The sequence below is a fragment of the Litorilituus lipolyticus genome (genome assembly GCF_006439335.1).
Taxonomy (GTDB): domain Bacteria; phylum Pseudomonadota; class Gammaproteobacteria; order Enterobacterales; family Alteromonadaceae; genus Colwellia; species Colwellia lipolytica.
Genome location: NZ_SAWY01000019.1, coordinates 236,890 through 259,626 on the forward strand (window position 1 = coordinate 236,890; position 22,737 = coordinate 259,626).

Consider the following 22,737-nt stretch of genomic DNA (forward strand, 5'->3'; position numbering starts at 1 on the left):
GAACGATATTACCAATCAAGACCTTTTTGCGCCATAACACCTGCATCAAAGGCATGTTTAATAGGCTGAACTTCAGAAACCGTATCGGCTAATTCAATTAAGCGACGATGACATGCACGACCGGTAATAATTACATGTTGCATGGTTGGGCGGTTCTGAATGACCTCAATCACTTCTTCTAAGTCAATATAGCCATACTTCACCATGTAGGTCATTTCATCAAGCAAGACGATGTTAATGCTATCATCAGCAAGCATATCTTTACTTTTTTCCCATGCGACTTTTGCCGCGGCTTTATCGGTTTCCGTGCTTTGTGTTTCCCAAGTAAAACCTGTCCCCATCACATGATGCTGTACATCAAATTGCTTCAGAATGTTCATTTCACCACATTCCCATTGTGTACCTTTAATGAACTGTACTACGCCAGCCTTTTGACCATGACCAATAGCTCTTAGCACCGTACCAAAACCTGACGTGCTTTTGCCTTTACCATTCCCCGTAATAACAAGAAAAACACCACGCTCTTCTGTCGCTTGGGCAACACGCTTGTCTACATTAGCCTTTATTTTCTTTTGGCGTTCAATGTGTTTTTGCTCTTTCTCTGAGGCTGCTTGATCTTGTGATTGACTAGCATCGTCTTTTTTTATGTCATTCATATTTTACTCATTATGTATTGATATTCTGTGACCCGATAGTGGTGCTTAAATTTAGGATGATTTACACCGTAATCGTGGCACTTTTACAGACAGTACAAGGCCTTGTCAAATGAATTTCTTATCTCACATATACCCTTTTATCAGGTTAACGGTCACCATAAACGTATCAACACACTTTCCTTAATTGCACAGTTGTCAGCTTTTCGCTATGCTGCCCGCCAATATTTTAAAGGTAATGACTATGCACACCCGAATTTATCTAGCTCGCCATGGAGAAACGCTTTGGAATAAAACTCAGCGCCTGCAAGGTCAATTAGATAGTGATTTAACACCCTTAGGTGAAAATCAAGCATTAGCAATCGCGAAAAAATTAGCCGACAGACACATTGATTTAATTGTATCTTCTCCTTTGGGTCGCGCTAAAAAAAGTGCCCTCATCTGTCAGCAAATACTTAAGGTCGATCACCAAATAAAAATGCCGTTAATGGAGAGAAATCTAGGGATTTGGCAAGGAGAAGAAATTCAGCACCTAAAAACATTACCTGATTATCACGAGTGTTTACAGCAAGTCACTTCGCTGGCCATATACAATCTAGAGTCTGCATTAAATTGCGGTCAACGTATTCTTGAATCTCTCAAACAACTGGCTAACGACAATTCAGGTAAGAGTGTACTCGTTATTTTTCACGGTGAAGCATTACGATGTCTCCTGTTCTTACTCGGCAAAGAAGACACCCTCAATGCTTTTCACTTGTATAAAAACGGTTGCATTATCACTGTCGATTTTAATACGACTACACAAGAGTTCACCCTAGTTTTAGATGATATTTCATCATGATGAATGCGCAATGGTTTGAACAAGCACTAGTACAGTTCTCCCCTTTTGCACTAACTTGCACCTTAATATTTGCCCTCTTTCTTGATACTGTTTTAGGCGAACCGAAGAAGTATCACTATCTTATCGGCTTTGGCCATATTGCTAGCTGCGCAGAGCAACAGCTGAATCAATATAAGACATCTCAAAAGACTTTTTCACTATTCAACGCTTTTCTAGGTGCGATTAGCTGGTGCATACTCATATTGCCAATTTGCTATCTATCGTACTGCTTAGTCAGCGCTCTACCATCAGCCGTAAAGTATATCGTTGAAGCCCTATTGTTATACTTAGCGCTGGGTTTACAAAGTTTAAATCAGCATGCCATGCAGGTATACAAGCCTCTAAAACAAGGCGATTTAGTCGCGGCTCGACATTATACAGGTTACCTTGTAAGTCGTGACACCCAAGGTTTATCACCAGAAGATATGTCCCGTGCTACTGTTGAGTCCATGCTCGAAAATGGACATGATGCCGTTATCGCTTCATTGATCTTTTATATTATTGGTGGCATACCACTGGTTATATTGCACCGACTCAGTAATACCCTCGATGCAATGTGGGGTTATCGAACACAACGTTTTAATTCATTTGGTTATTTTGCCGCGCGAGCAGATGATGTATTAGGCTTTTTCACGGGTAAAATCTGTGTATTACTGTACGCATTCCAGCAACCTTTTACTCACGCTATTCGCAATGCTTATCAACAAGGGAATCATTATAAAAGTCATAATGGTGGCTGGGTAATGGCATCAGGTGCAACGGTGATGAATAGAAAAGTTGGCGGCAATGCGTCTTATCACGGCAAAACCGTACGGTCTCCACAATTAGGGCATGGCAAAGCTATCACTGTTGATGATATTCCACGCAGTATTACTGTCGTCAGAAAAGCCGCTATAATCTTAATTTTATTGGTGTTTAGTTATCAATTGTTCAACTACTTTACGATATAATCAAGCACACAGAACTCTTTGCAACAACTCCTTAGGTGAATCAACTTTGGCACTTATCCATGGTGGGCAACGTTTACGTATTGCCAAACAATTTAATATTGATGAAGGCCATTGGCTAGATTTATCTACCGGTATCGCCCCGTATAGTTATCCTATACCAGAGATTCCTCAGCGTATTTACCAAGAATTGCCACAAGCGCAAGACAATTTAAACAGAGCAGCGCAGCACTATTACAACGCTACTAATGTATTAGCTACTCATGGCAGTCAAACCATTATAAAATTACTTCCACAACTTTGGTGTGAATTATTTCCTGCTTCAACAAGGGTTTACGTTCCTGAACAAGGCTATAAAGAGCATGCTTTAGCATGGCAAAGTGCGGGGTTTTCCTTGCGCTATTACCAAGAAGAATTACCCCCACTCTCAGACATAGAAGCACATGACGTACTAGTGATTATTAATCCGAATAACCCTACCGGAAAACTTTATCAACGTTCACAACTAGAGCGTTATCAGAGCAAAATGGTCGCAATGAATGGATTATTAGTACTAGACGAAGCTTTCATGGATGTCATTACTCCTTCACAATCCATGACTACCACTATCAGCAACTATAAGCACACCATAGTATTGCGCTCATTTGGTAAGTTCTTTGGCTTAGCGGGCATTCGCATAGGCTTTCTCCTTGCCCAGCGGTACTGGATCAACCTTATTCATGAAAAACTTGGCCCGTGGCAAGTCAATGGACCTGCTCAATATATTGCAGAGAAAGCATTAGCCGATAAGTCTTGGCAACAAACACAACAAAGTCGATTACAGCAACTATCACAACAACTGAACATCACATTGTTGGATAATTTACCATCGAATGGCGTGATCAACATTACCGGGACAGCTTTATTCCAAACCGTATATTTTAACAACGCGATTGATGTAGAGAGTTACTATGTTCAACTCTGCCAGCAAGCTATTTATGTACGGTTAACTGACGATAATAAAGCACTACGTTTTGGCTTAGCAAAACCTGAACAGCTTGAACGCTTAGCTCACGCTTTATTATCACTTAACCACTAGCGCACTACGCTAATACTTTGATAAATGTGCACTTACTGACATATGCTATATGCATATAACGCAAACAATATATATTGGTCGGTATACCTAGTAGCATTGCATATACCAAACAAAAGACAGCTCAAAATGAGCTGTCTTGAAGTTATCATAGCGAGTTAACGTGAGTCACTAAAATGTATAAGTCGCCGTTAATTGATAGTTAACGCCATCAGTAAGATAATGCTCAGCTACTGTGTAATCTTTATCGAATAGATTGTTGATCTTACCTGTGACAGAAAGCTTATTAGTAATGTCGTAACTTAATGATAAATCAGTTAACAACACTGAACTTAACGTAACAGTACTGTATTTGTTATCTTCACTTTCACCACGGTAATCCAAAATAACATTAGCAGTTAACGCATCTAATTGATAAGCCAACGTATATGTAGCGCTTACTTTAGGGCGACGAAGTAATTGCTTGTTCGTTGTTTCATCTTCTGTTTCTACGTAGGCTGCAGCTAATTGGTGAGAAAAATCACCTGTTGCTAAGGTTGCTGTTAAATCAATACCTTGTGCTGTTGCGCTATCAACATTCGCAGGGAACCAATTGCCTTCGTCATTGGGTGCCCACGCAATTAAGTTTTTAATAGCCGTATCATAAATACTGACTTCAACACTACCTAAGGCAAACTGGTTGCGAATAAGTAGTTCAGTACTTTCAACTTCTTCGGGGGCTAAGTCAGGGTTACCTGAACCTGGCCAATATAAGTCATTGAACGTAGGTGCTTTAAAGCCAGTACTTTGACTAAGACTAATCAACCAGTCATCGTTAAGTTGATAACCTGCCGAGAGGTTGTAAGTTACTTCGTTATCTAGCCCGTCAATGTCATCATTTCTTACGGCAGCTTCAAGTAAAAATGATTCAACTTGATGGCGAGCTTGTACAAAAAGAGCATTTGTTTTACGGCTGTCTTTCACATACTCAGAACCAGAATTAGAAACGCGTTCTTTATACCAGTCAAAACCCGCAATAACGCTGGTTTTTTCACTAAAACTGTATTGGGCTAACAGTGCCAATTGGTCGCGTTTAGTCGTGATTTCATTCACAACTTTAGGACTTATATTACCAGCAAACGTTCCACCTTGATCTTGAGACGTTGATAACGACGTATCGATAAATAAATGCGTAGATTCATAAACGCCCCCCACTTTAACGGAGTAGTTTTCATGTTCATTTTCATCGGCGCCACCGTACTTATTATCATACTGTGAACCACCTTGCTCATAACGTGATACTAAGCTTAGCGCATACTCATTTGTGAGTTTACTTAGACCATTAAGACTAAAAGATTGGCGATCGTAACCGTCTTCATCTTCTTGTCCTGGGTAATCTGTGGCGTTAAAACCATCGCTTTCTTCTAGTGCACCAGTTAAGGTTAATGAATGATCTTCATTACCAAACCCTACTGCCGCTTCTGTTTTCCAAAAACCGTGGCTACCCAAACCCGCACTAATAACCCCCTCTCCCGATTGAAGTTTTTTAGTGAATATTTGAATGACACCACCAATGGCATCAGATCCCCAAAGTGCACCACGTGGACCTTTAACAATTTCAATGCGATCAATTAATGCAACAGACATGGCCGCAAAGCTAGTCGTACCTAATGTCGCTGAGCCCACGCGTACACCATCAACCAATACTAGGGTATGGTTACCATTAGTACCGCGCATAAAGATTGACGATGATTGACCCGCGCCACCTAAACTAGCCACAGTAACACCGGCAACTGTGCTCAATAGTTCCGCTATATTTTGTGGTTGTATCGCTTTAATTTCTGCCTGACCAATGACTTGTGTAGCCGACAGTGATAAAAACTGATCTTGCTGTGAACGGTTTGCGGTCACAACAATTTGTTCTAGAGCCTCTTCATTTACGCCAGCTTGGGTTGTCGTTTGTGCAAAAGCTGTTGATGAAAGTAATGCTGATGCAACAGCAATGTGTGTAAGTGTTTTATTAAATGTAGTTTTCATGTTACCTCTCGCTATGACGCCCTCCGCATCATGTTGACCACTGAATAATTTTGATTATCTTCAGTAGTAATTAGATAGGCACGAAGTGTCGGACTTACATACTGAGGGAAGTGCTCAGTATGATTACCGTTGCGGGGGCAGTATCTAATTCTCATAGATTTCCCTCGATACCTATCAAAATAGAATGGCTTTAACACCACTCTGTCGCTTATTTAATGCGCTTATCGAAACGCATCAATTTTTTTACACATGTCTTCAATACCGTCTAACATACGCGTACTGAATCGATGCATTAAATCTGCATTCACCCGAATAAAGCGTTGATGCTTCACGGCAGGAATTTCCTGCCATTTTTGCCAATCGATTACCGGTTGTACTTGGTTCGATTTTTCATCGGGTAAGATAATTAATTCGGGTTGAGCGACTATCACATTTTCTATGCCTATTTGTGGGTAAGGCGTTGGATTATCGGCAAAAACATTCTGACCTTGGCAAACTTCAATCAACTGATTAATTAAAGTTTCTTTGTTAATAGTGCGCATTGGCTCTGGCCACAACTGATAAAATACTTTCATCGGTGCTATATTGGCATGCTGCTGACGTAGTGCTGTTAACTTTTCTAGGTAACGGTTAGCAACCTGCTCGGCTTGGGCTTCGTTTCCCGTGTGTTTTCCGAGTTTTATCAGCTCTCTAGCCACATCTTCTATTTTGCCAGGTTGGCTGTATATCACGTTTAAGCCCATTTTCTCCATTTGTTCAATATCGCTCGCTTTATTGCCAGACTGCCAAACAATAACTAGGTCTGGTTTCAAAGCTAATACCTTTTCAATTTGAATACCGTGGTACCCACCAATGCGTGGAATTTTTAGCGCTGCTTCTGGATAATCAGCATAATCTACCGTGCCTACAATGTTTTTGCCTGCACCAATATCAAACAGCATTTCAACAATATGAGGAGCGAGTGCGACAATGCGTTGTTTTTCTGCTTGCACAGTCATCGACCCTAGCAGTAAAAAGCCGCATAAAATCCAGCGTGTTAAACTTATCTTCATGTATTCACCTGTTAGTTATGAGCTTTACTAGTAGTTGTCACACCTGCTTGTAAGATATGCTCAATTTCATTCATTTTTAAATGTTGCTGGCAAACATCGGCTAAGCGATTTAGTTGCCCTTCGCGATGTTGGTTAATATCAATATTTGTTTGCACACCATGACGTTCATTAACCCAATTCAATACCACGTTTGTCACGTCACTATGATCAAATAAACCGTGTAAATAGGTTGCAACTATCTGGTTATCTTGAGAGATAAAACCGTCAGAGCCATGAGTGCCTGTCGATAAGTCACTGATCATAGGTGCATCTAAAGCTGGACCATGAGATTGACCGCAATGAATTTCATAACCTTGGACAGCACATTGTTTGCCCATTAAGGTTAATTGACCAGTTACCTGCGTTAAGGTTTTTGATGTGGTAAGCGTCGTGGTAAAGTCAGCTAACGCTAAGCCTGTTATGGCTCGCTCACCCTCTTCTTGTATAGTTGACTCAATTCCATCTGGGTCATATATTTTTTGACCTAGCATTTGAAAACCACCACAAATACCTAAGATCTTGCCGCCATACCTTAAGTGACGGTTAATATCATCTTGCCAGCCTTGTGATTTTAAAAAAGCCAAATCAGCAATCACATTTTTACTGCCCGGAATAATAATTAAATCACACTGAGTTATTTGCTCACCCATTTTGACGTAAGTTAAATCAATTTCAGGGTTAAGTCTTAACGCATCAAAGTCAGTGTGGTTACTTATGTGAGGTAACAATGGAATTTTGATAGCTATTTTGCTATCACTTACATTGTTTTCTATGGCAATCGCATCTTCTGCATCAAGGGCTAAATCATGTAGATACGGTAACACTCCGAGTACTGGTTTACCTGTATGTTGTTCAAGCCACGTCAAACCTGATTCAAGTAATTTTATATCACCACGAAAACGGTTAATAATAAAACCTTTAACCCGCGCTTGTTCTGACTCAGATAATAACTCAAGTGTGCCCACTAAATGGGCAAATACGCCTCCACGATCAATATCTGCCACTAAAATCACCGGGCAATCAACTTTTTCGGCGTATCCCATATTGGCAATATCATGTTCACGCAGGTTAATCTCAGCGGGGCTACCCGCGCCTTCAACCAACAAGGCATCAAACTCATTTGCTAAGCGCTGATGTGATTCGACAACCGCCTCCATAGCCACTTTCTTATAATCGTGATAACTACTCGCTTCCATATTGGAAAGCGCCTTACCATGGACAATCACCTGTGCGCCCGTATCACTATTAGGCTTTAACAATATAGGGTTGAAGTCTGTTCTAGGCTGAATATTTGCCGCAATCGCCTGTAATGCTTGTGCTCGACCAATTTCACCGCCATCTTCTGTAACCGCACTATTGAGTGCCATGTTTTGTGGTTTAAACGGTGCGACTTTAACGCCTCGATTTACAAAAACTCGGCAAAGTCCTGCAACAATCGTACTTTTGCCTGCATCTGAGGTAGTACCTTGTATCATTAATGTTTTCATTTGATGGCCTTTGGTTGTGAAGACGCCCGTTTTAACGTCAACGGAATACCTGCCATAATAAAATCAACCTGCGTGGCTATTTCAGCAATTTCTTGATGCAACCATCCCGCTTGGTCGACAAATTCTCGAGATAACTCCCCCATAGGCACAATGCCATGACCCACTTCATTACTCACCAGTAACAAAGTTACGTTATCTGTTGGTTCATATTCAGTTAGCAAATCTAAAAGCGCCTGCTTCTCATATTGCCAACAGCCCTGTTTGCTTGCGCATAAACAGTTTGTTAGCCATAAGGTTAGGCAATCAACAATAATAGTAATGCTTTGCTGATATTGAGATTGATGTGTCTGAATCAACCCCTTAATTGCACCAGCAATAGAGGTTGAAGCTTCAGTTAACTGCCAATGTGTAGGCCTTTGTTGTTGATGCTTTGTGATACGAGCAGACATTTCGTCATCAAGGGCTTGACCAGTGGCAAGGTAATGTACTTGTGCCTGAGCAGTACTTTCAAATTGCTTGGCTTGCTTTTCGGCATAAGAACTTTTACCTGAGCGCGCGCCACCTAATATTAAATGAATAGTCATCAGCTAATTTCGCCAAGTGTTGTCGTTAAACCTAACTCACCATACCCAAGTAACAGCAAACTGAGATATATCACAATTTCACTACTTTGCTGAGCCGCACCTAAGCAATCTCCGGTATAGCCACCTAACTGAGCATTAAACCAAAAACGCAATATTGCTCTAAAGGCTATTAAGATAATAAACAATAAAATACAGTCGATTAACGGTAGAAAAAAGAAACTCACCGTTAAGCCAGTAAAGAGTAATATCAGTAAGCTGTGTTTTGATAACGCTTGGGCTAACGGTTTGACTTTAGATTGTTCATCTAAAGCGACATAGGACATGTCATATATAAGACTTGTCGCGACAACTCGACTTAAAGTATTAGCAACAATAAGTGCCATAACAGGTGAAGCTAACGCCACCAGCGCTTGATATTTTAATAACAAAATAATGATTAATGCCGACGCACCATAGGTGCCTAAGCGGCTATCTTTCATGATATCTAGCTTTTGCGCTTTACTCCAACCGCCGCCAAAACCATCCCAAGTATCAGCCCAGCCGTCTTCATGAAAAGCCCCTGTTAATAACAAACTTGCTGCCATCGCCAGTAACACAGCTATGGACTTGGGTAAGTAAGCACTGGCAATCATATACATTAAGGCACTACAAAGGCCAACAAAAAGCCCCACCACAGCAAAATAACGACTGGCTTTATTTAACTGTGCTGCGCTAATTTCTTGCGAAAATGTTACAGGCACACGGGTAAAGAAGCTCAGCGCTAATAGCAACAGTGTCTTTTGCTGGTCTAGTGTGTCTTTTTGTTCTGGCTTCATCATTGCTGCTTGGTTTGTTCACTCATCTTTAAATAAATCATGTTCAATGAATTTGTTTTCGGCTCATTCGGTAAACGTTAAACCACATCCGCCACGTCGGCTTGCTCAAAACTGGCCATCTCGTTATAAAATGCAGCAGATGCTTGAATAAGCGGCAAGGCTAATGCTGCACCTGTACCTTCACCTAAACGCAGCCCTATATTAAGTAACGGTTCAACTTCCAGCCATTCCAACATTTTGATGTGCCCTTTTTCGCCTGAACAATGCGCAAAAATCATATAGTCTTTAACGGTAGGGTTAATTTGTATAGCAACCAAGGCTGCCGCAGTACAAATAAAGCCATCAACCAGAATATGCATGTTTTCCTGCGCGGCCGCGAGCATAGCTCCTGTAATTTGTACTATTTCAAAGCCACCTAAACAGGCAAGCACTTGAATAGGGTCTGATAATTTTTCTTTGTGTAATACCAGTGCTTGTTCTACAACTTGTTGCTTTTTAAGCACAACCTCATCTGTAACGCCTGTGCCTTTACCTACCGTGTCTTTAGCACAGACTTGCATTATGGCCGCCATAATTGCCGATGCCGAAGTCGTATTACCAATACCCATTTCTCCAAACGCAACTAAATTACTGCCCTTATCCTTCACTTGTTTAATCAATTGATTTGCCTTTGCAAATCCTTGTGTGACTTTCTCAAGTGGCATGGCTTGAGTTTTGTGTAAAGGTGCTGTCGTTGTGCCTAATCGTTGATTAATTACCTGTAATTCTTTTTCAGGGGCTATCAAGATACCAGCATCGACAACACTAAGCTGCCAGCCTAGTTGGCGACAAAAAACATTTATAGCTGCACCACCTTGAGCAAAGTTTGCCACCATTTGCCCTGTGACTTCACTTGGCGCAATTGACACCCCTTCAGAGGCAACACCATGATCACCGGCAAACACAATAAGTTGAGGTTTTTTAATGACTAGCCTATCTACTTTGTTTGTTGAGGTAGCCTGTACTCGTGCTAATTGCTTTGCGACAACTTCTAATTGTCCAAGAGCTCCTAAGGGTTTGGTTTTACCATCAATAGTCGCTTGAATTTCTTGATCAAACTGGGTGCTAACGCTTTGAATACTATAAGTCATATGCTTTTCTATTGTGTGTTAATCAACTTACTTAACTTAATGATTTTAAAGTTTAATTAGGTCGATTCTTTCTAAAATAAAGTAAAGTAAGGAAGAATAAACTTCCGGTTGCCGCCGTGATAACACCGACAGGTAATTCTTGGTTTTCTAGGACAGTACGCGACAATATGTCGACCCAAAGCATAAATATTCCACCAACCAAAGCGGTAAGCAAAATGCCATACATTGAACCTTGTGAAATGAAGAAACGCACAATATGAGGGATCATTAATCCTACAAAGCCAATACCACCGCACATTGACACTAACGTAGCCGTGATCAATGAACTAAGCAGCAACATGATAAGTCGAAAACGATTAACATTTATACCAAGAGTAGTGGCACTTTCATCGCCCAGCAACATCGCATTTAATTGACGCCTGTAGGCCAACATAATGGTGATACAAACACTGATAACGATTGTAGGAAATAATAAATTTTCCCACTGTGCTCTCGAAAAACTACCTAATGTCCAAAATAGCACCGCAGTCACGGCTTGCGGGTCAGTATGATAAAGTAATAAGTTAGTGATAGAGCTAAATAAAAAGGATAATGCCACACCTGCTAGCAGCATTGATTCAACCTGCTGGCTTTGTCTGCGCCCCGCAATCAGCATTAACATTACCATGGCGAGTAAACTGCCAATAAATGCAGCAATAGGCGCTAAACCCGTAAACATCCCCCCCGTAAATGTAATAAGCATGACAACCCCTAACGAGGCACCTGACGAAATACCAAATAGGTACGGATCTGCTAACGGATTACGCGTAACGGTTTGTAAGATTAACCCTGAAATGGCCAGTCCACAACCAGCTAAAAAGGCTAATATAGCTCTTGGCATACGTAATTCCCAAATAATGCGGTCAATGAAACCGGTCTCTTTGGTTTGTTCAGGAAAGAAGCTTTGCCACACATCGGAAAAAGAGATATCAGCTGCGCCATATGACAACGCACAAAAGAAACTTAACAAGCAAATGAATGTTGTAACCAGCGTAATGCTCAAATAGTTTAATTGCGTCTTAGCTACCTTCTCACTTTGCGCTGCTGTTATTCTCGAATGAGGCGTTATGGCATGATTAGGCATGTTCATCACCTGAATGAGTATCGTCTTGTTTGTAGCCGTAGTAATATGAAATATGTGGCACGTTATGCTGAGGATGTTGTTCTACATGAGCGCATACGCCAAACACATCAGATAACATTTTTGCCGTAATAACCTCTTGAGGTGTACCTTGAACGACTAATTTACCTTGATTTAATACCATCAAATTGTCACACATTGCACTGGCAAGGTTTAAATCATGAAAAGACGCAATAACCGTAATACCCAGAGATTTTACCAACTCCATAATCTGAATTTGATAACGTACATCAAGATGGCTCGTCGGCTCATCCATCAAGAGCAGTTTTGGTGATTGGACAATTGCACGGGCAATTAATGCTCGTTGTTTTTCACCGCCTGATAAATGTTCAAAGCTTTGTTGTACTTTATGCGTCAAACCAACTTGCGTAATCGCTTGCGCTATTTTTTCTTCATCTGATTTATTAGCGGTTGAGAACAACCCCTTATGAGGAATTAACCCTAAGGCAACCACATCATAAACCGTTAAATTAAAGTGTGAAGGTGCTTCTTGCAGTACTACAGCGACATGTTTAGCATAATCATTTGCATGTAATTGCCAAATATCTTGATTATCAAAACGCACAACACCTTGCTCAGGTTTTACAAAGCGATATAGACATCGCAATAAGCTAGATTTACCCGCACCGTTTGGGCCTAATATTCCAGTAAAGCTCTGGTGATTTACAGCAAGGTTAATATCATCAAGGATCACATTGCCGTCAGTGCACCATGTTAGGTGTTCTGCCGTTAATAATGATTTGCTTGTAGTATGTGAAGCCTTACTCACTGTTTTATCGCTTATGTTATTAATGACTTAATACAGCGACCCAAACAACGCATAGCCGAAGACTTGCTAACAATTAATGTCCAGCAAGCTAGAGAATATACAGAGTTCGAGTAACCCGCTCGAATGAATATCGTAGATTAATTTAAAATGGGTATCCTGACTTGCCACAGAGATGCAGCCCAAAGAGCTAAAAAACAGTGACTTACAGTTGCGGGCACAGTTGTGGATTTTCACCACATTCCCAAATATGACGCTTTAGCGAAATAACATTAAAAATTAAAAGATTCTTTATAGGCGGAATTATCAACTGCTGGGCATAAATAGCAAGTGTTATTTAACAGTTCGGTCAGTTAAAATGTTCTAATTTATAACACGAGCTTCGTCCAAACTTTGGCTTGCTCATCGCGATATATTGATATTTTAATTAAGCCGGCATACGGAACTTCAATGGATGACATATGCTCTGTGCCATGTATAGGCATTTCAAGCACTCGCGCCACTATATGTTTTATAACGCCAGCATGGGTAAACACCAACGTATTTTGCAAGGTATCATCGCGGCATAATGCTTGCCACCAATCATCAACCCGACGAGTAAACATCTGCATTGTTTCACCATTAGGGGCTGGATTTTTCCACGGATCTTGCCAAAAATCACCTATACTATAACGCGCTGATGAGTCAGTACTATGCCATAGGGCATGATAGCTTTTACCATCCCAATCACCAAAATTCATTTCTTGTAACCTGTCTTCAACTATTAACGATAAGTCATTCTGCTTGGCGAAGTAATTTGCTCGCTCATAACAGCGAATTAATGGCGAGCTTATACAACGTTCTACCTCAACAAGAGAATCTGTTACCTGCAATATTTGTTGCACACCTTGTTCTGATAATGCCACATCAGTTTTTCCAGCTAAAATACCCGGCGTAGCTATTTCTCCATGGCGCAACAAATACAGCGTAAACTCTCCCGTTTGTCTTGGTATTTTAAGTTGTTTATCCATAAAGCGTTTAATACCTTTTACCTGTTAATTGATCTAAAAAAGTTATTGAAGCATCTTCAGTAACGCAGTGAAATTCTAATATATTTATTGATGAATTAAATAAATATATTGTCAGGAAATACAGTGCTATTATTTTGCTCATCTTGCAAAAAAATTTCATCGCTAAAGGAAGGCCTAATGTCTAAAGTTGCTGGTTATTTTTGGATATTCATTGCTGCTTATGTATTGTCAGCTTGTCAACAAGAGAAAATTGCACCTGTCCCGCCAGAAGTTATCGTCAAAGAAGTTAATAAAGATACTGTACCAGTTTATGGCAGCTATATTGGCGTCACACAAGCTTCTCTTGATGTTGAAGTTAGAGCAAGAATTACCGGCTATGTCGAAAAGGTAGAATTTGTTGAAGGCAGCTGGGTTGAAGCGGGACAATTATTATATCTTATCGATGACAAGCCATATATCGCTAAGCGCAAACAAGTTTTAGCGCAACTTGAAAAAGATAAAGCCGCTTATGAAAAAGCTAAGCGCGATGTCACTCGACTAAAACCATTATATGAACAGGATGCGGCAAGTCAGCTTGATTATGACACTGCACTGTCTACTCAAGAACAAGCAAAAGCCTCAGTCATGTCTTCGCAAGCCAATTTAGACGAAGTAGATTTAGAGTTAAGTTATACCAAAATAAAAGCACCTATTAGCGGTATGATTGGTGGCTCACAAGCCGATATTGGTGCCTTAGTAGGAAGCGGAGGCATTTCACTACTCACTACGGTTCAGCAAATTGACCCCATTTACGTGACATTTAACATGTCATCTCTGGATTATTTAAATGCCCGTCGCAGAATGAATACCTTCTTAGAAAAAAGAAAAGCAGAAGAACAAGGAAAAACAGTAGAAGGCTTTGTTAGAATCACTTTACCCGATGATAGCGAATACAAGTATTGGGGGGATGTAAGCTTTACCGATCCAAAAGTAAATCCAAAAACAGGAACGTTTAAGGTAAGAGCGGTACTGCCTAACCCCGATAGTGAACTCTTACCGGGTCAGTACACTAGCGCTCGCATTCGTTTAAGTGAATTTAACGATGCCGTTGTTATTGAAGAAGAAGCCGTACGTGTAGAACAAGGTGGCTTATATGTCATGGTCGTTATGCCAGACAATACTGTTGAACATCGATTTGTCATGGTTAAGCATTATGGTGAGCAAGGCTTAGTCATAGACTCAGGCTTAAATGAAGGTGAACGCATTATTATTGAGGGTCAGCATAGGGCTCGACACGGCCAGTTAGTGAAGCCGTTAACAGAGTCAGAATATAAAGAGCAACAAGCTCAACAAAAAGCTACAAATGTTGCAGGTGAGTAATTATGTTTTCTCACTTTTTTATTAAAAGACCAATCTTTGCAAGTGTTATATCAATAATCATTGTACTAACAGGCGTTGTCTCTTTGCTTGGTTTGCCTATTGATCAATACCCAAATATTGCGCCTCCACAAGTCAAAGTTTCCACCTCATTTTCAGGAGCAACAGCCAGTGTTGCCTCTGAATCGGTTGGCGTTCCCCTTGAACAAGAGCTCAATGGTACACCTAAAATGTTGTACATGGAGTCTAAATCGACAAACTCAGGCAGTACGAATATCACGGTAACCTTTGAAGTAGGGACTGACGCAGATTTAGCCGCCGTAGATATACAAAATACAGCCAGTCAAGCAGGCGCTGATTTGCCTGTTGATGTACAACAAAATGGGGTAACCGTCTCCACTGAGAGTTCAGTTGAACTACTAAAAATAGCACTCACTTCAGAAGATACCAAATACAATGATATTTACTTAAGTAACTATGCATCAATCAATATTCAAGCGGCGTTAAAGCGCATACCCGGAGTTGGCCGAGTAAGAAATACCGGTGCCCGCAGTTATTCAATGCGCATATGGATAAGACCCGATCGCATGGCGGGTTATGGGTTAACAGTTACCGATGTTCGTAATGCGATAAAAGAGCAAAACAAAGAAGCTGCAGCGGGGACCATTGGTGCACAACCAATGAATGAAGCAATCAAACTTAATTTCCCCATCAATGCACAAGGACGCTTTAATAAAGTTGAGGACTTTAAAAACATCATGGTTAAAGTTGACCCTGATGGCTCAATTATACGTTTACGCGATATTGCTAATATTGAATTAGGTTCATCGGCCTATACGCTGCAATCTAACTTGAATGGACAGCCTGCGACAATTTTACAAGTCTATATGCTACCAGGCTCGAATGCGCTTGAGGTAACAAAGCGCGTAAAAACTGAAATGGCTACCTTAGCAAAAACGTTTCCTCAAGGGATCAACTGGATTAGTTTTTATGACGCCTCTGAGTTTATTGAACTCTCTATAAACGAAGTGAAGAACACTTTATTTCAAGCGTTGTTGTTAGTTATTTTGGTTGTGTATTTATTTTTACAAAATTGGCGCACCACGCTAATTCCTGCGTTAGCGGTGCCTGTTTCCATCATTGGCACTTTTGTTGCCCTCGCTGCTTTTGGATTAACCATCAATACCATCAGTTTATTAGCGCTCGTCTTAGCCATTGGTATTGTGGTTGATGATGCCATTGTGGTGGTAGAAAGTGTTGAGCGTATTATTCAAGAACAAAAAATATCAGTTTTTCAAGCCACAAAACAAGCAATGTCAGAACTGTCAGGCGCATTAGTTGCCACATCACTTGTTTTAGCCGCAGTATTTGTACCGGTGTCATTCCTTGCCGGCATTACAGGTATTATGTATCGAGAGTTTGCCATTGCAATTACTGTCGCAGTTTTAATATCAACCCTTGTTGCACTCACCTTAAGTCCGGCTCTTTGTGTATTGTTTTTAAAAGCAGAGCAACAAAGTCAGAGCAACCGATTCTTCAAGGGGTTTAACCAGTGGATTGATAATTTAGCAGAAAAATATACGGGCTTAGTCAAGCTTACCTGCTTTAATGCTAAACGAAGCTATATGGCGATTACTGTGGCATTTATTGGTTGTTGGTTTGTTTTTTCAAGTTTACCTACAGGGTTTATTCCACAGGAAGATCAAGGGCGATTTTTTGTTGATATAACGTTACCAGATGCTGCAACCGTTACACGTACCAACAAAGTGATACAACAAGCTGAGAAACACATTCTCGCTCATGATGCCATTGCTTACTCTTTTTCCCTGGCGGGTGAAAACAGACGTGCTGGTAGTAGCCAAGCCAATGGACAACTTGAGGTCATCTTAAAGCCTTGGTCATATCGAGCAGATAAAGACTATAACGTTGAGCAAGTGATGAATGAGCTTAAAACGCTGTTGGAGAATATTCCTACTGCACAGTTCAACGTGTACCAACCCTCGGCGGTTTCTGGTGTAGGAAGTGGCTCTGGCGTTGAAATGGCATTACAAGATAGAAGTGGTTCTAATTTTGATGGTTTAATGGAAACTCTTAACCTCGTGTTAGATGAACTCAACAAGCAACCTGAAATTTCAAAAGCATCAAGCCCCGTGCAAGCCCAGGTTCCACAGCTTTTCTTAGAAGTTGATAGAGAGAAAGCCATGGCGTTAGAGGTCCCCATTGCTGATGTCTACAGTACGATGCAAGTGCTAACAGGGTCATCAACAATCAATGACTTCAACTTATTTGGTCGTGTTTATCGAGTAAAAATGCAAGCCGATGAACAGTTTAGAGCAAGGCCGAGTGATTTAAACAATTTTTATGTACGCAGTGGTAATGGTGCAATGGTGCCCATGAATGTCCTGGCTAAAATCAGCTTGACCACTGGGCCATCAGCCATTAACCGCTATAATTTATTCTCTAGTGCTAACATTAATGTCACACCTGCTGAAGGTTTTTCAAGTGGTGATGCAATTGAAGCGATTGAAAGAGTGACGGATAACCTACTTCCACAGGGTATGGGATACGAATGGACAGGATTAACCTACCAAGAAATAAAATCAGCGGGTCAAATGAATACTGCACTCATGCTTGCCATTATTTTTGTGTTCTTGTTTTTAGCTGCACTCTATGAAAGTTGGACTTTACCACTTGCCGTATTATTAATTTCTCCTATCGCCATGTTAGGCGCCAGTCTAACGGTATGGTTAGCAGGTATAGAAAATAATTTGTTCTTCCAAGTCGCTTTTATTTCATTAATTGGCTTAGCGGCAAAAAATTCTATCTTAATTGTAGAAGTGGCCAACCAATATTACCGAGAAGGTCTGTCGGCTCAACAAGCTGCTTTTAAAGCCGCTAGTGTCAGGTTTAGACCAATAATGATGACTGCCGCGTCATTTATTTTAGGTGTATTACCGCTTATTCTTGCTGTTGGTCCAGGGTCGATTAGTCGACAATCTATCTCCTACCCTATTTTAGGGGGGATGATACTAGCGAGTACTATCGGCATCATTCTTGTGCCACTTTTCTTTATTACTGTTGCGCGTTTTATGAAAGTTGAACACCAAGGAGAGGCAAATGAATAAGCAATTTACCGTCGCTGTGCTTTCATTACTGATAACCGCCTGCACTCTTGGCCCTGACTATGAAAAGCCTACTTTACATGTGCAAGATAAATTCCAGGGTGCACAAGATTATGGAATGGCAAAAAGCAGTGCATTTATCAACTGGCAGCAGGCATACAAAGATCCCGAATTACAGCGATTAATAAAGAAATCATTAGCGCAAAATTATGATCTAGCGATTGCTATTTCTCGCATTAAAGAAGCAAGAGCCTTGGCCAATATGGCCGATTCGGCTTTCTATCCAACAATTGGTTTATTAGCTGAAAGTGAACGTGTCTCTGAAGGGAGTGCTAGTGAGTATGACGACACACATCAACTTAAGGGGCAATTTTCTTGGGATCTCGATTTATTTGGCTACAATCGACGCGCCAGCGAAGCCGCCTGGGCTGAATTAGCCGCGCTTGGCCAAGCCAGAAATGTTGTTGAAATGAACTTGGTTGCTGATGTTGCGAGTACCTACTTCGCGTTAAAGGATTTAGAAGAAAAGATTCAGCTCAGCCAAAGCACGGTGACACTTCGAGAGCGTGCTTTACATATAGCCCAATTACGAAAAACCAATGGTATGGTTTCAGGTCTTGATGTAAGACAAGCTGAAGTAGAACTAGAATCAGCCAAGGTGACTATTCCAAACTTGGAACTTCAGCGTATAGAAACCATTAATCGTATGAAGTTACTTATTGCTGATGAAAAAACTCACATTGCCACCAGCATCGATCTCACAGAGCAAACGATACCTTTAGCGATACCTGTTGGTATCCCCTCGCAAGTACTTCTGCGTCGCCCTGATGTATTACAAGTTGAAGCTCAACTACATGCAGCAACCGCAGAAGTAGGCATGGCTACTGCTAACTTATTTCCTAAGATCACGCTAACGAGCGAATTTGGCTTTGAGAGTAGCCAGCTATCTGGCCTATTATCCGGTGATAGTTCTTATTGGGAGCTTGTGGGTGGCATAACTCAGCCTTTATTCAATGCAGGCAGATTACGTAATGACTTGACTGCAGCTGAAGAACGCGCTCTTCAAGCCAGTTTGGCTTATAAGAAAGTCGTAATGAATGCGTTTCTTGAAATCAGTAATGAACTCATGGCTTTTAAATCTAGTGAAACGATTTATCTCGCACAAGAGAAACTTCTTTTGGCATCTAGAGAATATGAAAGACTTGCAAGAATAAGATATCGCAATGGTGTAGCCAGTGCATTAGATTTAATGGATGCGCAAAGAAAACTCTTTGACGCGCAGCTTTCTTTTAGCTCCGCTAAAAAAGAACGTTTAGTCACCTTTGTTAATCTCTATCGCGCACTTGGTGGTGGTTGGGGATAACTATTTAGTGGCACATTGTAAAATAGGGTTATGATGCTGAGCAGCTTTCTGCTTTAGTAGAGGAAATAGCTTGGCAGTAACAATTTCTTCCCTCAGACTTGGCTTTATACATGGCAATATCCGCTCTGTTAATTAGCTCTTGCTGTGAGTCATTTTTTTCTATTGTTGCACAACCGAAGCTAGCTGTAATATTAATGAGCTTTCCATGCCAATGTAATGATGATTCAGATAAAGTTTCTTTTAATTTCTTTGTAATTAATAACACTTCTTCCTCATTTGTTGCGGGCAACAACAAAAGAAACTCCTCACCACCGTATCGGCTGAAAGTATCTGTTACTCTAATGACCTTCTGCAATGAGTTTGCTACATGGAGTAACACTGCATCGCCAGCAGCATGACCAAACTCATCATTTATTTTTTTAAAATAATCTAAATCGAATAAAATCAGACTATAAACTACATTATCTCTAAGCCAAAAGTTATGTACTCTTTCCTGATGCAATAAAATAGCTCGTCTATTCATTAACCCAGTGAGGTAGTCTTTTTCTGCTCTACTTCTTATCTTATCTACTAACCGAGTTATCGCGTTACCAAACATAATAATATTTATAGCAAGCGTTAGAACAACATATGTCCATAACATTGGTACAGCTTCTGCTCCTGTAATAGAAGCCAGCTGATCTTCAGATTGTGGTGCAAAGAATAATAGGAAAGCTCTTAACAAAAAAATGCATGCTATAGAGACTATTGGAATTAACACTATTACCGAACCATTAGCCTTTTTTAAGTAGCTAAAATGCTCAAATGCTAATTGTGAAAATATGATAAAAGTAGCAATTGAAAATAGGATACCAAGGTGAATATTAGAACTAGGATTGGGTTTCATTGTCAGCAACATTATCAACCCAATTGAAAGTAATAATATACTGTCTATACGTATACTACTCCTTAATTTAAATAGCTGCTGAGTACCCCATTTTAATAAAATAAAACCACTCAAAACGCAAAGATCAGCACCATACCAAAAAAGATAACTAGTAGTGGTGTCTCTGTATGTTGATAAAATGAGTCCAAAGGTAACAAGGGTATTTGCTAAGGCATACCTCGCAGAAGCTTGAGGTGCTATGCCTAGAGGGTACGTTAAAACGCCCCACGCCAACGAGGCTGTACCTGTTAACAAGCCTATGAAAATAAGTAGCTGCGTAGCGAGAGGGTCGAAATGCATATTTATCTACAGTTGTTTTCTTTAACTATAGACGAATAACCTTAAGATTCATTATAGAGATTCTATCATTTATATATATCAAAAAAAGTGCAAACCAACTAATACACAGAGCAGTTGTCGGCAAGCTTTTGCGCACTTTTATAAGTTGTAATTTAAATCTTATAAATCAAATGCCACCAAAGCGGTATAAAGTTTTCCCAATATTAAACATAAGGGGAAACCATGAATTTAAAAACAAATAAACAGATTATTAACGCGACTATACTCTTAATGATCACACAGATTGTTGGTTGTAATTCTGAAAGTTCTGATCAAACGATTGGTGGTAATTCTGGTAAATCAGATAATGCTGTTCAAAATGTTTCAGGAAGCTTTAAAAATTCCTATGACACAGGAGTGTTCTATTCAACTGAATTGATGCCTTCATCGCAAATGTACGGTAGAAGGGCTAAAGAGTGCTCTCAACAATATAACAATTACTACTTTGAAACTGAAAATTCTCTTGTATTTGGCAACCCTGATCTGCCTGAGGGTGATTTTAAGCAAGTTGCAACTTGGGTAGAAAACAATTTTGATTCCGCCTTAACCGCAATGCAAGTGTCTAAAAATGAATTCTTTTCAAGTCGCTATAGTATTCGTCTTGATGGCCTAAAACACATCAGAAACAATCTAATTTATCAACAGTATAATTCCATTTCATACCCATCAGAATTTACTAGTTGGAATTATGAAGAGCAAGTTAATTGGGCAACTAAAACATCCAAAAACATGAAAACTGCTCAAGCTATTGAACTGTTAGTTAATGACCCATATTCACCATTTAAAACAGAACGGGAAGCTATCTTAGTAGATAAACTTTATGTTTGTATTCATGAAACAAATTCAACAAATGGCTGGGGCGAAGGTAATTTGGTCGGTGTTAATGTTGGTGCTCCTTCTATTGCATTACCACATGAAGTTGACAAAATCGTGAAACACGAAATTATTCACACAATCCAGCATGCTTTATCGGCCAACTTCGAAAGCTTAGGATTACCAAGGTGGTTTTCTGAAGGTCAGGCTGTTTTGCTAAGCGACATGAATGTAGCTCAAAAGTCAAAACACAATGAATATGATCCAACTCTTGTTGTTTATTACAACGATGAAGTTGGCGACCAAGCCACCGCCTATAGCCATTACGGCCTTGCCTACCAATATCTTACCGATGCGAACAATCAGACAAACATTATAAAAATGATGAAAGATATCAAGCAGATAACTTATAACTTTTCAACTCAACTGAATTCGGGGATGGATGAACATCATGGTTATGTGGGCATGTTTGACAGCCAAATGAAGCAGCTCAACGGAAGTAACTTAACGGTTCAACAATACCGAGATGAGTATCATTCATTAATGACAGACTATTAACGTGATGAATAGATATTTTCACTCTCAGCTAATCAGAACACCGAGGAAAGTTTATGAAATATGAAGATGATAATTCAAATTTCGACTGTGAAAGCAAACTCGAAAAAAATAACAGCGAAAGCCTGTCGACACTAGCACAAATAAAACATTTGCTAAAAGATTTAATTGATGATGCTGAAACATTCAAAATTCGTGTATATAAGGGCGTTAAAGAGAGATCACTTATTGCCATATGGAAAATGGGGAGGCTTAAAGGAAACCAATCCATTTATAACAACACATTTTTGCAAAAATTCTCAGAAGTATCTCATGAGAGAAAGTTAGAGTTTATAAAAATGACAACCACCAATGACGTTTCCAAAGCATTCGTATTTAGTTCAGACGAAATGCTATACCTGTTGTTTAATTACTGCTCAATTAGAGCCGAAAAAATGTTATTGGTTGATATTTTGTCACTGAGGTATTCAAAAGAAATAAGCAATAAAGAGTGTTTTAGAATTCAGTTTAAATTATTAAAGACAATGGGGAATTAAGGATTCAATAAATTCAACGACTTTCTCTTTACTAAACTAATGCTTCTGGAGGGTATTAATTATTAACTTTATTCTGCTAGAAATAGTGAAATTT

Annotated in this window: 19 protein-coding genes and 2 riboswitches; of the genes, 8 read left to right on the plus strand and 11 right to left on the minus strand. The window is 40.0% G+C overall.

Annotated elements, in window-relative coordinates; all coding sequences use genetic code 11:
- Positions 1-8: 8 nt before the first annotated feature.
- Positions 9-656, minus strand: coding sequence for a cob(I)yrinic acid a,c-diamide adenosyltransferase (cobO, locus tag EPA86_RS09130; protein WP_140603122.1), 648 nt, complete (start codon positions 654-656; stop codon positions 9-11).
- 241 nt (positions 657-897) lie between these two features.
- Here cobO and EPA86_RS09135 point away from each other — a divergent pair, with 241 nt between their 5' ends.
- The 3 genes from EPA86_RS09135 to cobD are packed head-to-tail and all read left to right on the plus strand — an operon-like array spanning position 898 to position 3,558.
- On the plus strand, positions 898-1,494 hold the full coding sequence (locus EPA86_RS09135; protein WP_170309612.1) for a histidine phosphatase family protein: 597 nt from the start codon (positions 898-900) through the stop codon (positions 1,492-1,494).
- Positions 1,491-2,483 (plus strand): adenosylcobinamide-phosphate synthase CbiB, encoded by a 993-nt coding sequence (gene cbiB / locus EPA86_RS09140; protein WP_246058327.1) that lies wholly within the window; start codon positions 1,491-1,493, stop codon positions 2,481-2,483. The genes EPA86_RS09135 and cbiB overlap by 4 nt, the downstream gene beginning before the upstream one ends.
- Positions 2,484-2,529: 46 nt before the next feature.
- Positions 2,530-3,558, plus strand: coding sequence for a threonine-phosphate decarboxylase CobD (cobD, locus tag EPA86_RS09145; protein WP_170309613.1), 1,029 nt, complete (start codon positions 2,530-2,532; stop codon positions 3,556-3,558).
- Positions 3,559-3,726: 168 nt separating this feature from the next.
- On the opposite strand, the gene EPA86_RS09150 is transcribed toward cobD, so the two are convergent.
- The 9 genes from EPA86_RS09150 to EPA86_RS09190 form a co-directional block, all read right to left on the minus strand.
- A complete protein-coding gene (locus EPA86_RS09150; RefSeq protein WP_140603125.1) occupies positions 3,727-5,571 on the minus strand; it encodes a TonB-dependent receptor domain-containing protein in 1,845 nt (614 codons plus the stop codon).
- Between the two features lie 60 nt (positions 5,572-5,631).
- Positions 5,632-5,761, minus strand: a riboswitch (cobalamin riboswitch).
- 31 nt (positions 5,762-5,792) lie between these two features.
- Positions 5,793-6,623, minus strand: coding sequence for a cobalamin-binding protein (locus tag EPA86_RS09155; RefSeq protein WP_140603126.1), 831 nt, complete (start codon positions 6,621-6,623; stop codon positions 5,793-5,795).
- A gap of 11 nt (positions 6,624-6,634) precedes the next feature.
- A complete protein-coding gene (locus EPA86_RS09160; RefSeq protein ID WP_140603127.1) occupies positions 6,635-8,149 on the minus strand; it encodes a cobyric acid synthase in 1,515 nt (504 codons plus the stop codon).
- Positions 8,146-8,733: a bifunctional adenosylcobinamide kinase/adenosylcobinamide-phosphate guanylyltransferase gene (cobU, locus tag EPA86_RS09165; RefSeq protein ID WP_140603128.1), complete on the minus strand. Its 588-nt coding sequence runs from the start codon at positions 8,731-8,733 to the stop codon at positions 8,146-8,148. The genes EPA86_RS09160 and cobU overlap by 4 nt, the downstream gene beginning before the upstream one ends.
- On the minus strand, positions 8,733-9,548 hold the full coding sequence (locus EPA86_RS09170; protein ID WP_140603129.1) for an adenosylcobinamide-GDP ribazoletransferase: 816 nt from the start codon (positions 9,546-9,548) through the stop codon (positions 8,733-8,735). Before EPA86_RS09170 ends, cobU begins: the two co-directional genes overlap by 1 nt.
- A gap of 77 nt (positions 9,549-9,625) precedes the next feature.
- Complete coding sequence (gene cobT / locus EPA86_RS09175) at positions 9,626-10,678, minus strand: nicotinate-nucleotide--dimethylbenzimidazole phosphoribosyltransferase (protein WP_140603130.1); 1,053 nt, start codon at positions 10,676-10,678, stop codon at positions 9,626-9,628.
- Positions 10,679-10,730: 52 nt separating this feature from the next.
- Positions 10,731-11,801: a FecCD family ABC transporter permease gene (locus EPA86_RS09180; protein WP_140603131.1), complete on the minus strand. Its 1,071-nt coding sequence runs from the start codon at positions 11,799-11,801 to the stop codon at positions 10,731-10,733.
- Positions 11,794-12,627 carry an ABC transporter ATP-binding protein gene (locus EPA86_RS09185; protein WP_140603132.1) on the minus strand — a complete coding sequence of 278 codons (834 nt, stop codon included), beginning with the start codon at positions 12,625-12,627 and terminating at the stop codon, positions 11,794-11,796. The genes EPA86_RS09180 and EPA86_RS09185 overlap by 8 nt, the downstream gene beginning before the upstream one ends.
- Before the next feature lie 129 nt (positions 12,628-12,756).
- Positions 12,757-12,916: riboswitch (cobalamin riboswitch) on the minus strand.
- Between the two features lie 76 nt (positions 12,917-12,992).
- Positions 12,993-13,634, minus strand: a complete 642-nt coding sequence (locus EPA86_RS09190) for a histidine phosphatase family protein (RefSeq protein WP_140603133.1) — start codon at positions 13,632-13,634, stop codon at positions 12,993-12,995.
- Positions 13,635-13,811: 177 nt separating this feature from the next.
- Here EPA86_RS09190 and EPA86_RS09195 point away from each other — a divergent pair, with 177 nt between their 5' ends.
- From EPA86_RS09195 to EPA86_RS09205, 3 genes are read left to right on the plus strand one after another with little or no spacing between them, the layout of a single operon-like run.
- The gene (locus tag EPA86_RS09195) at positions 13,812-14,993 is read left to right on the plus strand and encodes an efflux RND transporter periplasmic adaptor subunit (RefSeq protein ID WP_140603134.1); all 1,182 of its coding nucleotides are present in this window, start codon (positions 13,812-13,814) and stop codon (positions 14,991-14,993) included.
- Between the two features lie 2 nt (positions 14,994-14,995).
- Complete coding sequence (locus EPA86_RS09200; protein WP_140603135.1) at positions 14,996-18,115, plus strand: efflux RND transporter permease subunit; 3,120 nt, start codon at positions 14,996-14,998, stop codon at positions 18,113-18,115.
- A complete protein-coding gene (locus EPA86_RS09205; RefSeq protein ID WP_140603136.1) occupies positions 18,108-19,475 on the plus strand; it encodes an efflux transporter outer membrane subunit in 1,368 nt (455 codons plus the stop codon). Before EPA86_RS09200 ends, EPA86_RS09205 begins: the two co-directional genes overlap by 8 nt.
- A gap of 28 nt (positions 19,476-19,503) precedes the next feature.
- Here EPA86_RS09205 and EPA86_RS09210 read toward each other — a convergent pair whose 3' ends face one another.
- Entirely contained in the window at positions 19,504-20,700 is a 1,197-nt protein-coding gene (locus EPA86_RS09210) for a GGDEF domain-containing protein (RefSeq protein ID WP_140603137.1), read from the minus strand.
- A 222-nt stretch (positions 20,701-20,922) separates the two neighbouring features.
- Here EPA86_RS09210 and EPA86_RS09215 point away from each other — a divergent pair, with 222 nt between their 5' ends.
- Positions 20,923-22,110 carry a hypothetical protein gene (locus EPA86_RS09215; RefSeq protein WP_140603138.1) on the plus strand — a complete coding sequence of 396 codons (1,188 nt, stop codon included), beginning with the start codon at positions 20,923-20,925 and terminating at the stop codon, positions 22,108-22,110.
- A 53-nt stretch (positions 22,111-22,163) separates the two neighbouring features.
- Positions 22,164-22,643, plus strand: coding sequence for a hypothetical protein (locus EPA86_RS09220; protein WP_140603139.1), 480 nt, complete (start codon positions 22,164-22,166; stop codon positions 22,641-22,643).
- Positions 22,644-22,737: the final 94 nt, after the last annotated feature.

Excerpts from the sequence above, each read along its gene's own strand:
- EPA86_RS09190 (WP_140603133.1), bottom strand. The coding sequence starts at position 13,634 with ATGGATAAACAACTTAAAATACCAAGACAAACGGGAGAGTTTACGCTG.
- cobT (WP_140603130.1), bottom strand. The coding sequence starts at position 10,678 with ATGACTTATAGTATTCAAAGCGTTAGCACCCAGTTTGATCAAGAAATT.
- EPA86_RS09180 (WP_140603131.1), bottom strand. The coding sequence starts at position 11,801 with ATGCCTAATCATGCCATAACGCCTCATTCGAGAATAACAGCAGCGCAA.
- EPA86_RS09170 (WP_140603129.1), bottom strand. The coding sequence starts at position 9,548 with ATGAAGCCAGAACAAAAAGACACACTAGACCAGCAAAAGACACTGTTG.
- EPA86_RS09160 (WP_140603127.1), bottom strand. The coding sequence starts at position 8,149 with ATGAAAACATTAATGATACAAGGTACTACCTCAGATGCAGGCAAAAGT.
- EPA86_RS09155 (WP_140603126.1), bottom strand. The coding sequence starts at position 6,623 with ATGAAGATAAGTTTAACACGCTGGATTTTATGCGGCTTTTTACTGCTA.
- EPA86_RS09150 (WP_140603125.1), bottom strand. The coding sequence starts at position 5,571 with ATGAAAACTACATTTAATAAAACACTTACACACATTGCTGTTGCATCA.
- cobU (WP_140603128.1), bottom strand. The coding sequence starts at position 8,733 with ATGACTATTCATTTAATATTAGGTGGCGCGCGCTCAGGTAAAAGTTCT.
- EPA86_RS09195 (WP_140603134.1), top strand. The coding sequence starts at position 13,812 with ATGTCTAAAGTTGCTGGTTATTTTTGGATATTCATTGCTGCTTATGTA.
- EPA86_RS09205 (WP_140603136.1), top strand. The coding sequence starts at position 18,108 with ATGAATAAGCAATTTACCGTCGCTGTGCTTTCATTACTGATAACCGCC.
- EPA86_RS09220 (WP_140603139.1), top strand. The coding sequence starts at position 22,164 with ATGAAATATGAAGATGATAATTCAAATTTCGACTGTGAAAGCAAACTC.
- EPA86_RS09210 (WP_140603137.1), bottom strand. The coding sequence starts at position 20,700 with ATGCATTTCGACCCTCTCGCTACGCAGCTACTTATTTTCATAGGCTTG.
- EPA86_RS09135 (WP_170309612.1), top strand. The coding sequence starts at position 898 with ATGCACACCCGAATTTATCTAGCTCGCCATGGAGAAACGCTTTGGAAT.
- EPA86_RS09215 (WP_140603138.1), top strand. The coding sequence starts at position 20,923 with ATGAATTTAAAAACAAATAAACAGATTATTAACGCGACTATACTCTTA.
- cbiB (WP_246058327.1), top strand. The coding sequence starts at position 1,491 with ATGATGAATGCGCAATGGTTTGAACAAGCACTAGTACAGTTCTCCCCT.
- cobO (WP_140603122.1), bottom strand. The coding sequence starts at position 656 with ATGAATGACATAAAAAAAGACGATGCTAGTCAATCACAAGATCAAGCA.
- EPA86_RS09200 (WP_140603135.1), top strand. The coding sequence starts at position 14,996 with ATGTTTTCTCACTTTTTTATTAAAAGACCAATCTTTGCAAGTGTTATA.